This window comes from Prevotella sp. P3-92 (assembly GCF_002251205.1).
Taxonomy (GTDB): Bacteria; Bacteroidota; Bacteroidia; order Bacteroidales; family Bacteroidaceae; genus Prevotella.
The window spans coordinates 62,564-75,951 of sequence record NZ_NPJE01000016.1 but is presented as its reverse complement, the minus strand read 5'-3'; the positions used below and the strand labels follow the sequence as shown (position 1 = coordinate 75,951).

7 protein-coding genes are annotated in these 13,388 nt (G+C 45.5%); 1 reads left to right on the top strand and 6 read right to left on the bottom strand.

What is annotated here, in order from left to right; all coding sequences use genetic code 11:
• Positions 1-106: 106 nt before the first annotated feature.
• On the top strand, positions 107-1,897 hold the full coding sequence (locus CIK93_RS02195) for a 1-deoxy-D-xylulose-5-phosphate synthase (protein WP_094446444.1): 1,791 nt from the start codon (positions 107-109) through the stop codon (positions 1,895-1,897).
• Positions 1,898-1,998: 101 nt separating this feature from the next.
• On the opposite strand, the gene CIK93_RS02190 is transcribed toward CIK93_RS02195, so the two are convergent.
• The 6 genes from CIK93_RS02190 to CIK93_RS02165 form a co-directional block, all read right to left on the bottom strand.
• Entirely contained in the window at positions 1,999-2,547 is a 549-nt protein-coding gene (locus tag CIK93_RS02190; protein ID WP_144007569.1) for a hypothetical protein, read from the bottom strand.
• Positions 2,548-2,844: 297 nt separating this feature from the next.
• Positions 2,845-5,565, bottom strand: coding sequence for a pyruvate, phosphate dikinase (gene ppdK / locus CIK93_RS02185; RefSeq protein ID WP_094390356.1), 2,721 nt, complete (start codon positions 5,563-5,565; stop codon positions 2,845-2,847).
• 395 nt (positions 5,566-5,960) lie between these two features.
• Positions 5,961-7,112, bottom strand: coding sequence for a hybrid sensor histidine kinase/response regulator (locus CIK93_RS02180; RefSeq protein ID WP_094390355.1), 1,152 nt, complete (start codon positions 7,110-7,112; stop codon positions 5,961-5,963).
• An 83-nt stretch (positions 7,113-7,195) separates the two neighbouring features.
• Positions 7,196-10,441, bottom strand: coding sequence for a carbamoyl-phosphate synthase (glutamine-hydrolyzing) large subunit (gene carB / locus CIK93_RS02175; protein WP_094446442.1), 3,246 nt, complete (start codon positions 10,439-10,441; stop codon positions 7,196-7,198).
• A 34-nt stretch (positions 10,442-10,475) separates the two neighbouring features.
• On the bottom strand, positions 10,476-11,549 hold the full coding sequence (carA, locus tag CIK93_RS02170) for a glutamine-hydrolyzing carbamoyl-phosphate synthase small subunit (protein WP_094446441.1): 1,074 nt from the start codon (positions 11,547-11,549) through the stop codon (positions 10,476-10,478).
• A gap of 6 nt (positions 11,550-11,555) precedes the next feature.
• Positions 11,556-13,388 (bottom strand): amidophosphoribosyltransferase, encoded by a 1,833-nt coding sequence (locus tag CIK93_RS02165; RefSeq protein ID WP_094435146.1) that lies wholly within the window; start codon positions 13,386-13,388, stop codon positions 11,556-11,558.

Here is a 13,388-nt window from a genome sequence, read left to right as displayed (position 1 = left end):
ATTCATTTTTTCTGTAGTTTGGGTAATGCGTGTTTCCTGGATTCTTCGTATCTTTGCACCCAGAAATGATGATCATCATATAATCATAACTATAAGTATAAAAAATATGTATATTGAGAAAATAAAGTCGCCAACCGACTTGAAGAAGCTGGATTTGAAGGAGCTGCAGGTGGTGGCTGATGAAACCAGACAGGCTGTGCTGAACCGTGTAAGCAAGCATGGCGGTCATGTGGGACCGAACCTGGGATTCGTGGAGGCTACCGTGGCGCTTCACTACGTTTTTAATGCGCCAAAGGATAAGCTCGTGTTTGACGTAAGCCACCAATGTTATCCGCATAAGGTGCTCACCGGACGAGCTGCGGGATTCCTCGGCGATGTGGATGACATGAATGCCATTTCGGGCTATTCTTCTCCTGCCGAATGTCCGGAGTATGACAATTTTGAGGTGGGGCATACTTCCACTTCCGTGAGTCTTGCCACCGGTTTGCAGAAGGCGCGCGACATCAAGGGAACCGATGAGAACATCATCGCCATTATCGGCGACGGCTCCCTTTCTGGCGGCGAGGCTTTCGAGGGACTGGATGAGGCTTCGGAACTTGGTACGGGCATCATCATCGTGGTGAACGACAACGAAATGTCTATCGCCGAAAATCATGGCGGAATCTACAAGAACCTGCGTGCCCTGCGCCAGAGCAACGGCACCTGCGAGCACAACTGGTTCAAGGCGTGGGGCTTTGAATACAAGTATCTGGAAGAGGGTAACGACATCGAAAAACTCATCCGGATTTTCAAGAGCGTGAAGGATACGGATAAGCCTACCGTGGTTCACATTCACACAGAGAAAGGTCATGGATTTGCGCCAGCCGTAGCCAACAAGGAGGCATGGCATTGGGGAATGCCTTTCAATCTGGAAGACGGCAGCCGACCAAGAAAGAATGCCGATGGAACTCTCCCGGTGGTTGCTCCAACAGAGGATTACGGCACATTATTCTCCGACTGGATGCTGGGCGAGATGAAGCAGAATAAGACCCTAATCGCCGTAACCGCCGGTACTCCTACCGCAGGTGGTTTTACTGCCGATAAGCGAAAGTTGGCTGGCAAGCAGCACATTGATATGGGAATCGCCGAAGAGCAGGCGGTGGCCATGATTTCGGGAATGGCGAAGGGTGGATTGCATCCTGTCTGGACCGTTTACAGTACCTTCATCCAACGTACCTACGACCAGATAGCGCAAGACCTCTGCATCAATTCCAACCCAGCCGTAATCAACGTGGTAGGAGGCGGAGTGAACTCGATGAACGACATCACCCACATCTGCCTTTTCGATATTCCGATGCTCTGCAGCATTCCGGGGCTCATCTATCTGGCTCCAACCACCTGCGAGGAGTATTTCGCCATGCTCCGCTGGAGCATTCTGCAGGATAAGAAACCTATCGCCATCCGCGTGCCAAGCAATGGCGTGGTTCACACGTCCGAAGCCGTTGATGCTGAATATGGTTACGAGGCAAAGTACAAGGTGATGCACCAGGGCGAGAAGGTGGCAGTCATCGCCGCCGGTTCGTTCTATCAGAAGGGCGAGAATGTAGTCCGCCTGTTGGCTGATAAGGGCATCGATGCTACGCTCATCAATCCACGTTATCTGAACGAGGTGGATGCCGAAGTGCTGGATAGCCTGAAGGCAAACCATCAGCTGGTGGTAACTCTGGAGGATGGATCGAAGGATGGCGGATTCGGCGAGCGTATCGCCTCTTACTATGGCACTTCGGATATGAAGGTGATGGTGGGCGGTATCAGGAAGGGACTCTATGACAGATACGATGTGAAGGAGTTGCTTTCGGATAATCGCCTGCTCGATGAGCAGATTGTGGAAGACGTTTTGTTAGTTATTAATGATTAGTTAGTCGGCATAGTTAGTTTTTATTTAACGAGAAATCCAAGCCGGAGAATCATCTCTAGCTTGGATTTCTTCTGTTTTATCATCGAATGTTTGTCTTAATCTTAGTCATCATCCCAATCTCTATCGTGCTTCCACTTCTTCTTGTCGTGCTTCCACTTCTTATCGTGCTTGTGATGCTTGTGATGCTTGCACGGCTTTCCTGGTCCATAAGTTACATGGGTTCCGCCTGGGCATCCTGGTCTTCCGTAGCTGCACTCAGGGCGAGGGCGGCGCTTGTCGTGTCCCCAGTTATGCTTTGGATACTTGGTGTAAATATGGTGAACATACACATGATTCTGCCAGCCGATAGGGCGATAGAAATAGTATGAGTTCTTAAATTTCTTCCATTGTCTGGCGGTCATCATGCGCTTGAGCTGCTTGTTGCGGTAATGCCAGCCGTAGGCATCGATGTCGCGATAGCTGCGGATGCTATTGAGATAATTGAGATTGATGTTCAGGATGCTGTTGCGCTGGGCGCAGCTCAATCCCAGTTCCACCACCATCTTATCTGTGATAAAACGGGCTTCTGCCTGAATATTTGTCAGTCTCTGAGCATTCATAGATGTAATCATCATCCATGCTGCTACCAATGTCATAATCATTCTTTTCATAACTATCTTCTCTTTAAAGGGTTATTACTGCATTTATTTCTGGTGCAAAGATAGGGAGAATAGCTGAAAACAACAAGGGGAAAACCATAATCTGATGTATGATTTTCCCTAAAAGCATCGGGGGAAACTCCCGTAATAAAATTGTAGTAACAGCACCCTCAAATTTGGGAAACATATTGCCTGTTTTCGACGTCTTATTCTGCAAATGAAACGCACAGAATGAACGCAAAAAGAAATGGTAAGTGTCTGTCACGCAGACGCTTACCATTTATACTACTGAATTTCAGCATTTTCTGTCTATTCTTCGACAGCTGCTTGGGCCGCAGCAAGTCTTGCGATGGGCACGCGGAAAGGAGAACATGATGCATAGTTCATACCAATCTTGGCACAGAACTTCACAGAACTTGGTTCACCACCATGCTCACCACAGATGCCACAACGGAGATCAGGACGTGTTTCGCGACCCTCTTTAACGGCATACTTGATGAGACGGCCTACACCCTCTTGGTCGAGTACCTGGAATGGGTCAACCTTAAGAATCTTCTTGTCGAGATATACAGGCAGGAACGAAGCAATATCGTCACGGCTGTAACCGAAGGTCATCTGGGTAAGGTCGTTAGTACCGAATGAGAAGTACTGTGCTTCGCTGGCAATAAGACCTGCTGTAAGGGCAGCACGTGGAATCTCAATCATAGTACCAATCTCAAACTCTACCTTGATGCCATATTCAGCAAATACCTCCTTGGCAGCATACTGAATAACATCCTTCTGCTGTTTGAGCTCCTTGATGGTACCGATCAATGGAACCATAATCTCTGGCATAGGATTCTTTCCTTCCTTCTTCAGTTCACATGCTGCGCTGAGAATAGCACGGGTCTGCATGGCTGTAATTTCAGGGAAGGTAATACCAAGACGACATCCGCGATGTCCAAGCATCGGGTTGTTCTCTGCCAGAGAATCCACACGACGCTGGATGGTGGCGAGATCTACGCCCATCTCCTTGGCCATTACTTTTTGACCTTCGATATCGTGGGGAACGAACTCGTGGAGAGGTGGATCGAGCAGACGGATATTTACGGGCAGACCGTCCATTGCTTCAAGAATTCCCTTGAAGTCAGCTTTCTGATAAGGAAGAAGTTTGGCGAGTGCCTTTTCGCGTCCTGCGATACTATCAGAAAGGATCATTTCACGCATAGCCACAATCTTCTTGTCCTCGAAGAACATGTGCTCGGTACGAGTCAAACCAATACCCTTGGCACCAAACTGACGTGCAACCTGTGCATCGTGTGGAGTGTCTGCATTGGTACGAACCTGAAGTTTGGTGTATTTATCGCAAAGGTCCATGAGTTCTTTGAAGTCGCCACTCAGTTCTGCAGCCTTGGTAGGTACTTCGCCTGCATAAACCTGACCTGTGGTACCATTAAGTGAGATGTAGTCACCTTCTTTATATACGACTCCGTCAATCTCAACGGTCTTAGCATGATAATCAACATTGAGTGAACCTACACCTGATACACAGCATTTACCCATGCCACGTGCTACAACGGCAGCGTGAGAGGTCATACCGCCACGTGCTGTCAGGATGCCTTCTGCGGCAGACATACCGGCGAGGTCTTCTGGAGAGGTTTCAATACGTACAAGTACCACTTTGTGGCCATCTTCATGCCATTCCTGTGCATCGTCAGCATGGAATACAATCTGTCCGCATGCTGCTCCTGGAGATGCAGGCAGACCCTGTGCAATAACTTTTGCTGTGGTAAGAGCTTTTTTATCAAAGATGGGGTGAAGCAGTTCATCAAGCTTCTGTGGTTCACAACGCATGATAGCGGTCTTCTCGTCGATTTTTCCTTCGTGAAGCAGGTCTATGGCAATCTTCACCATGGCAGCACCTGTACGTTTTCCGTTACGGGTCTGAAGGAACCAGAGTTTGCCCTCCTGTACGGTGAACTCCATATCCTGCATATCGCGATAGTGCTCTTCGAGTTTCTCCTGAATGCCGTTAAGCTGTGCGTAAATCTCTGGCATAGCTTCTTCCATTGAAGGATATTTAGCGACACGCTCTTCTTCTGAGATTCCTGCACGTTCTGCCCAACGCTGTGACCCCAGCTTTGTAATCTGCTGTGGTGTGCGGATACCAGCCACAACATCTTCACCCTGTGCATTAACGAGATACTCACCATTGAATACGTTTTCACCATTAGCGGCATCACGGCTGAAGCATACACCAGTAGCTGAAGTCTCACCCATATTACCGAATACCATGGCCATTACCGAAACAGCTGTACCCCACTCGTCTGGAATGCTTTCCATCTTACGATAGAGGATGGCACGTTCGTTCATCCATGAACGGAACACCGCACAAATAGCACCCCACAGCTGTTCAATAGGATTGTCTGGGAATACTTTGCCTGTACGTTCCTTGATAGCTGCTTTAAACAGCTGAACGAGTTTCTTCAACTCATCCACAGAAAGGTCTTTGTCGAGTTTCACACCACGCTCAGCCTTCACTTGTTCGATAATCTCCTCAAACGGATCGATATCCTCTTTATTCACAGGTTTCATTTCGAGTACGACGTCGCCATACATCTGTACGAAACGGCGATATGAGTCATAAACGAAGTGAGGGTTGTTTGTCTTCTTTACCAATCCTTCTGCCACCTCGTCGTTAAGACCAAGGTTCAGGATGGTATCCATCATACCAGGCATGGAAGCACGTGCTCCAGAACGAACAGACACGAGCAATGGATTTTCTTTGTCTCCGAACTTAGAGTTCATCAGTTCCTCGATGTGCTTGACAGCAGCCATGACATCATCGTTAAGCAACTGCATGATTTTCTCTTGTCCTACCTGATAGTATTCGTTGCAACAGTCAGTAGTAATGGTGAATCCTGGAGGCACAGGCACTCCAATAAGGTTCATTTCGGCAAGGTTGGCACCCTTACCACCAAGTTGTTCACGCATTTTTGCATTACCTTCAGCTTTTCCATTACCAAAGGTATAAACTCTTTTTTGGCTCATAAGTTAGCTTTGATGTTTGTTTATTAATTATTGTTATTGATTTTTCTATTCGGCAAAGATAACATATTTCCTTGTATTATGCAAGAAAAGAGTAATTTTTTTCATCATTTCTTTAAATAAGTCATTCATTACGGCTTCCTACATGACAGAGGTGGCAACTTATGCTTACTTATATTTATATAGGAAGTAAGTCCCATTAAACTCCCATTTTTATAGTACTTAGACGAGACTTATTGAAGAGGTAAGCATAGGATCGTATTAACCCGAAGACATTTCCAAAACATCCCGAAGAAGAATAAAGTGTCATAAGTTCACGAAACACAAACAAGGGCGATCATTCAAAAGATGCCCCTGTCTGTATTTTATTGTAATAATCAAAATGTATGATTACAATATTATGCTTCTTCTTTCAACAACGGTACTAAGAAACTGAAGGTAGAGCCTTCTCCTAAGGTTGATTCCACCATCACGTCGCCACCATTCTTGCGAGCGAAATCTGCACAAAGCTGGAGTCCAAGTCCAGAACCTTCCTCACCACCTGTACCATAAGTGGTTTCTCCTTTATGGAACAAGGTATCAATACGTTCTGGAGCAATTCCGACACCATGGTCGCGAACGCTGATTTTGGCAAACTCGCCCGACTTCTTATAATATACCTCGATTCCCTTGCCTTCTGGGGTAAACTTAATAGCGTTTGAAATGAAGTTGCGCACCACGGTTTTCATCATATCGTTGTCAGCTCGTACTTTCAGATGCTCCTCAGAAGGAATATACTGAAGTTTGATCTTCTTCATCTCAGCAATCATCGTGAAGATATCAACCACACCAGGAACGATATCATCGAGTTCGAGATTCTGATAAGCCACTTCAAGGCGTCCAGTCTGACTCTTGGTCCACTTCAACAGGTTGTCAAGCAAGTCATGAGTCTCTTCTGATTCACGATTGGCCTTATCGAGCAAACCAAAGATCTCCTCGCCAACCATATCCGGCGTCACCACGTTGACACAGAGGTTAAGTACCATACGGATGGATGCCATAGGCGAACGCAAGTCATGTGCGATTACTGAATACATCTTATCACGGTTAGAAATGATCCGCTTGAGCTTTTCATTTTGCTCTATAATATAGCGTTTGGCTGCCACCAAGGAAATCTGGTGCATGACGCGCATGATCAGTTCTTCCTTATTGAAAGGCTTCGTCAAAAAGTCATGAGCTCCAACTTGGAATCCATGTACAAGATCACTTGGGCTATTGAGAGCCGTCAGAAATATAATAGGTATATCTGCTGTCAGGGGATCTTTTTTCAATATAACCGCCGTGTCAAATCCGTTGAGTTCGGGCATCATTACATCGAGCAATATCAAGTCAGGATGTTCGCTACGTGCCACTTCTACACATTGATGGCCGTTAGACGCTGTGCATATTTGAAACTTCTCATTGGTCAGAAGAATCTTCAATAGCAACACGTTACTCGTCACATCATCGACAATAAGTATCTTATAGTCACTTCGGTTTATTTTAGATTCAAGTATGTCACCAAGTTCCATAGTTTTATAATCTTTAAGAGTTTTGACTGTGCAAATATAGTAAACATTTGGCAACCTGCCAAATGTTTACATAATTATTTTTGTCAATACTCTCTCCAAGACTTGATTCCTATATTGTCTAACGATACCGTACAGAACGCCTGGATAAAAGCAGAAGCCAATCGACTGTTGGTAATGAGCGGCACGTTGAGATCGATGGAGGCACGACGGATGAGATAACCATTACTCAGTTCTCCTTCGGTCAGATTTTTGGGGATATTGACTACCATATCTACCTTGTGGTCATGGAGGAGTGTAAGAGCCTGTGGCTGTTTGTCTGATTCGCTGGGCCAATAGACAGTCGTGTTTTCTATACCATTTTCTGTCAGATAGCGTGATGTTCCACCTGTAGCATAGAGTTTGTAGCCATGATCTACTAACATACGGGCAGCATCAATCATTTCAGCTTTCTGTTTAGGTGTACCTGTAGATAAGAGGACAGTCTTTTTCGGAATGCGATGTCCCACGCTCAGCATGGCTTTCAGCAAAGCCGTAGATGTATTGTCACCCAAGCATCCCACCTCACCTGTTGAAGCCATATCAACGCCAAGTACAGGATCAGCTTTCTGCAATCTGTTGAACGAGAACTGACTGGCTTTGATACCTACATAATCGAGGTCGAAAAGGTTTTTATGAGGTTTCTCAACAGGAAGACCAAGCATTACTTTAGTGGCAAGCTCAATCAAGTTGATTTTCAACACCTTTGATACAAACGGGAAGGAGCGTGAGGCGCGCAAGTTACATTCAATCACGAGAATGTCATTATCACGTGCCATGAACTGAATATTGAACGGTCCGTTGATGTGAAGCGCTTTGGCAATCTGGCGACTGATGCGCTTGATGCGGCGAACTGTTTCTACATAAAGTTTCTGTGGAGGGAACTGAATCGTAGCATCTCCAGAATGGACGCCAGCAAACTCGATATGTTCTGAAATGGCATAGGCAAATATTTCGCCCTCTTTAGCAACAGCATCCATTTCTATTTCCTTGGCATGTTCGATAAACTTGGAAACAACCACAGGGTGGTCTTCGCTCACATTTGCAGCCAACTGGAGGAAGCGCTCAAGTTCTTCACGATTGGAACAAACATTCATGGCCGCTCCACTCAACACATACGATGGGCGCACGAGAACTGGGAATCCTACCCTATCCACAAAGCGGTCTATGTCATCCATCGAGGTCAAAGCGCTCCATTCAGGTTGGTTGACTCCAAGTTCGTTGAGCATCTGTGAGAACTTTGCACGATCTTCTGCTCCGTCAATATCGATGGCAGACGTACCCAGAATCGGCACGTGCTGTTCTGCCAAAGGCATGGCAAGATTATTAGGAATCTGTCCACCAGTCGATACGATGACACCATGAGGCTGTTCGAGGTCAATAATATCCATGACGCGTTCGAAGGTCAGTTCGTCGAAATACAGGCGGTCGCACATATCATAATCGGTAGAAACCGTTTCCGGATTATAATTGATCATGACACTTCTCCAACCTTCCTTGCGTATGGTATTAAGAGCCTGCACACCACACCAGTCGAACTCTACACTCGAACCGATGCGGTAAGCTCCTGAGCCAAGTACGATAATACTCTTTCCATCTTGTTCATATTGAATATCGCTTTCCACCCCACTATACGTCACATAAAGATAATTGGTCTGGGCAGGATATTCCGCAGCAAGCGTGTCTATCTGTTTAACCACGGGAACAATACCCATCGACTTACGTATCTTACGAACAGCAAGTACAGCCTCATGCATATTGTTCATGGTTTCCTCAAGTCCGATGGCACGTGCAATTTGGAAATCGGTAAATCCATAGACTTTTGCCTCACGAAGTAATGTCGCATCAAGTTTTTCTGCCGATGTACCATCATTATTTTTCAGGCCTTTCAACGCCTCGTCGATATCTATGATGTGTTTCAGTTTGTAGAGGAACCACTTATCGATACGGGTAAGTTCGTGAATACGGTCAATATCATATTGCGGAAGATGCATAGCCTTTGAAATGACGAAGATGCGCTTATCGGTAGGTTCACGGAGGGCCGCGTCAACATCCTCAATCTTCAGTTCCTTGTTTTCCACGAAACCATGCATTCCCTGTCCTATCATGCGCAGTCCCTTCTGTATAGCCTCTTCAAAGGTACGTCCGATAGCCATGACCTCACCTACAGACTTCATAGATGATCCAAGTTCCTTGTCAACACCACGGAATTTGGACAAGTCCCAACGTGGAATTTTGCAGACCACATAGTCAAGGGCAGGTTCGAAGAATGCACTTGTCGTTTTGGTAACCGAATTATTGAGTTCAAAGAGTCCATAACCCATACCAAGTTTGGCAGCCACAAATGCCAAGGGATAACCAGTCGCTTTAGATGCCAAAGCAGAAGAACGACTCAGGCGTGCATTAACCTCAATCACTCGATAGTCTTCCGACTGTGGGTCGAAAGCGTATTGTACATTACATTCTCCAACAATTCCGATATGACGGATAATCTTGATGGCAAGGGCACGGAGTTTGTGATATTCTGAGTTTGTCAAGGTCTGAGAAGGAGCAACAACTATTGATTCGCCCGTATGTATTCCCAGCGGGTCGAAGTTTTCCATATTGCAGACGGTAATGCAATTATCGTAACGGTCTCGCACCACCTCGTATTCAATCTCTTTCCAACCTTTGAGAGATTTCTCGACCAATACCTGTGGAGAGAAAGAGAACGCTTTTTCAGCAAGTTTGTTGAGTTCTTCTTCATTATCGGCAAAACCAGAACCTAATCCGCCAAGTGCGTATGCTGCACGAAGAATGACAGGATAGCCCAATTCCGCAGCAGCTTTGCGTGTTTGTTCTATGTTTTCACAAGCCTCACTCTTAATAGTCTTTACGTTGATTTCATCGAGTTTCTCCACAAAGAGTTCGCGGTCTTCTGTATCCATAATGGCCTGTACGGGAGTTCCTAATACGCGTACGCCATATTTATCGAGCACTCCACTCTGATAGAGTTCTACGCCACAGTTCAACGCGGTCTGACCACCAAAAGAAAGCAGGATACCGTCTGGTCGTTCTTTTTCTATCACACGTTCAACAAAATAAGGTTGAACGGGTAAGAAATATATTTCATCGGCTACCCCTTCTGACGTCTGTACGGTAGCAATATTCGGATTGATAAGTACGGTTTTCACCCCTTCCTCGCGTAATGCTTTAAGGGCTTGTGAACCAGAATAATCAAATTCTCCAGCTTCTCCGATTTTGAGCGCTCCACTTCCAAGGAGCAATACTTTTTTGATATTATCGTATTTCATTATTGTTCTTATTACATAAAAATGGTTTGATGGATTATAATGCCTCTACGAAGCGGTCGAACATAAACTCAGTATCGACTGGTCCAGAACAAGCCTCAGGATGGAACTGGCTGCTAAACCAAGGGTTGGTCTGATGGCGAATGCCTTCATTAGAACCGTCGTTCATATTGACAAAGAGTTCGCGCCATTCTTTTCCCAATGTAGAAGCATCAACGGCATAACCATGGTTCTGACTGGTCACATAACAACGGTTGGTACCTACTTCGCGAACTGGTTGGTTGTGGCTGCGATGTCCATATTTCAACTTATAGATTGAGGCGCCACCTGCCTTAGCTAACAATTGGTTTCCCATGCAGATTCCACATATTGGTTTGCGGCTAACAGACATCTGCTTACGGATAATATCGACGGCATCTCCACACATGTCAGGGTCGCCAGGTCCGTTAGCCAAAAAGAGTCCATCAAATTCCATTCCAGTATAATCGTAGTTCCATGGCACCCGAATAACTTCCACTCCACGATTGATAAGACAACGAATGATATTGGCTTTCACTCCACAATCGACGAGTACCACTTTTCGTCCTGCGCCTTCATTATATCGGATGATGTCTTTACAGGAAACACGATCCACGAAATTCACACCTTCATAATCGGCTTCTGGAATATTGTCAGGTTCGTCATCCATGAGTATTTTACCCATCATCACACCATGTTCACGAAGAACCTTTGTCAATTGGCGGGTGTCAATACCTGTAATACCAGGTACTTTTTCTCTTTTCAACCAGTCGGCAAGACTTTCGTTAGCATTCCAATGGGAATATTGCTCACTATAATCGCTTACGATAATAGCAGAAGCATAGATACGGTCGCTTTCCATGAAGGTCGGTAGGCCGTTCTTTTCGAAAGAAAACTGAGGTACTCCATAGTTTCCAACCAACGGATATGTAAGCGTCATGAGTTGTCCGGCATAAGATGGGTCTGTTAATGACTCGGGGTAGCCCATCATAGCCGTGTTGAACACGACTTCTCCTGCTACTGGTGCATCAAAGCCGAATGATTTTCCTTTGAATTGCGTTCCGTCTTCCAGAACAAGTGTTACGTCTTTCATTATTTATTATTTTGTTTCCTGATTATATACATTTTCTATATAGTTCACGAATGCCATGAGGCAGAGTCTTGTACCTCCTGGCGTTGGATAGTCGCCTGTAAAATACCAATCGCCATGATGATTGGGACAAGCTTTATGAAGGCCTTCTATGCTTTGGAATACCAGTTCTATAGGTGTTTCCACATCAGCAGGGCACAACATTTCAACCATCTTAACGTTGAGTTCTTCTACGGTAAACGGACGGTAGAGTTCCTTGACAGCACACTCCATGCTTCCGTCGTTTTTCTGAAGTTCGTCTTTACACTTCCGATAAACCGTATCTATGAGAGACTCCATATGTCTGTCTTTCAACAGTTGGATGCACGCACGGAAGGCGCAAAATTCCTCAAGGCGCGCCATGTCGATACCATAATAGTCTGGATAACGAATCTGTGGAGCGCTACTAACGATAACGATTTTCTTGGGTTGAAGTCGCGCGAGTATTTTTATGATGCTTTCCTTCAGGGTTGTTCCTCGCACAATAGAATCATCGATAATGACGAGATTGTCGCGTTGAGGTTCCAGAATCCCATAGGTTACATCATAGACATGTGAAGCCAAGTCGTTACGAGAATTTCCTTCGGTAATAAAGGTTCTCAATTTAATATCTTTCCATGCCGCCTTTTCCGAGCGCACGTAATCTTTAAGGATATCCTCCAATTCCTCTGGAGTAGGTATGTGGCCAAGATTCGAGATACGCTCTATCTTGCGTTGGTTGATATACTGTTTGAAACCACGCAACATACCATAGTATGCCACTTCAGCGGTATTGGGGATAAATGAGAATACCGTATGATGGACATCCTTATCAATAGCCTTGAGAATGCTACCGGTCAATTGTTCTCCTAAGAGGAGTCGTTCTTTATAAATATCCTCATCATTACCGCGGCTGAAATAAATACGTTCAAACGAACAAGCTTTATCGCCACGTTGAGGAATTATTTGCCGTACATCCACCTTACCATTCTGCTTGACGAGTAAAGCCTGTCCGGCTTTGAGTTCGCAGACGGCATCCGAAGAAATATCAAAGGTGGTTTGCAATACAGGCCGTTCACTTGCTAAAGCCACGACTTCATCGTCACGATAGTAAAATGCCGGTCTGATTCCCCACGGATCTCTCATGGCAAACATTTCGCCACTTCCTGTCAATCCACACACAACATATCCTCCATCAAAGTCGGGCATCGTGGTTTGAAGGACATTACTCATTTCTACGTGTTGATCGATATAATCGGTAATATCGCGTCCTTCCAACCCTTGGCGTTGAGCTTCTACGAAGTTACGCTCCACTTCTCGGTCAAGGCGATGGCCCATCCATTCCAGCATGATATAGGAGTCTGAATAGATGCGTGGACATTGGCCCTGTGCTGTAATTTTCTGAAACACATGGTCAATATTTGTCATATTGAAATTACCACAAATACAGAGATTCTTCGCCTTCCAGTTGTTTCGTCGCAGGAATGGATGAACATAAGTCAGTCCAGACTTTCCTGTAGTGGAATAGCGAAGATGGCCCATATAAAGTTCTCCAACCATGTCTTGTTTTACGCGCGAGAAAATTTCTGTGATAGCGTCTTTACCTTCAGCCTTTTCACGAAACATATATTCGTTTCCGGGCTCAGTATTTAGTTTTACCGTAGCAAAACCTGCGCCTTCTTGTCCGCGGTTGTGCTGTTTCTCCATCATCAGATAGAGTTTGTTGAAACCATACGCCCATGTGCCATACTTCTTCTCGTAGTATTCCAACGGCTTAAGTAGCCTGATCATGGCCACACCACATTCGTGCTTGAGTTCTTCCAC

Bases quoted from the DNA above. Each gene is read 5' to 3' on its own strand.
- carA (WP_094446441.1), bottom strand. From the start codon at position 11,549: ATGAAAGACGTAACACTTGTTCTGGAAGACGGAACGCAATTCAAAGGA.
- CIK93_RS02180 (WP_094390355.1), bottom strand. From the start codon at position 7,112: ATGGAACTTGGTGACATACTTGAATCTAAAATAAACCGAAGTGACTAT.
- CIK93_RS02190 (WP_144007569.1), bottom strand. From the start codon at position 2,547: ATGAAAAGAATGATTATGACATTGGTAGCAGCATGGATGATGATTACA.
- CIK93_RS02195 (WP_094446444.1), top strand. From the start codon at position 107: ATGTATATTGAGAAAATAAAGTCGCCAACCGACTTGAAGAAGCTGGAT.
- carB (WP_094446442.1), bottom strand. From the start codon at position 10,441: ATGAAATACGATAATATCAAAAAAGTATTGCTCCTTGGAAGTGGAGCG.
- ppdK (WP_094390356.1), bottom strand. From the start codon at position 5,565: ATGAGCCAAAAAAGAGTTTATACCTTTGGTAATGGAAAAGCTGAAGGT.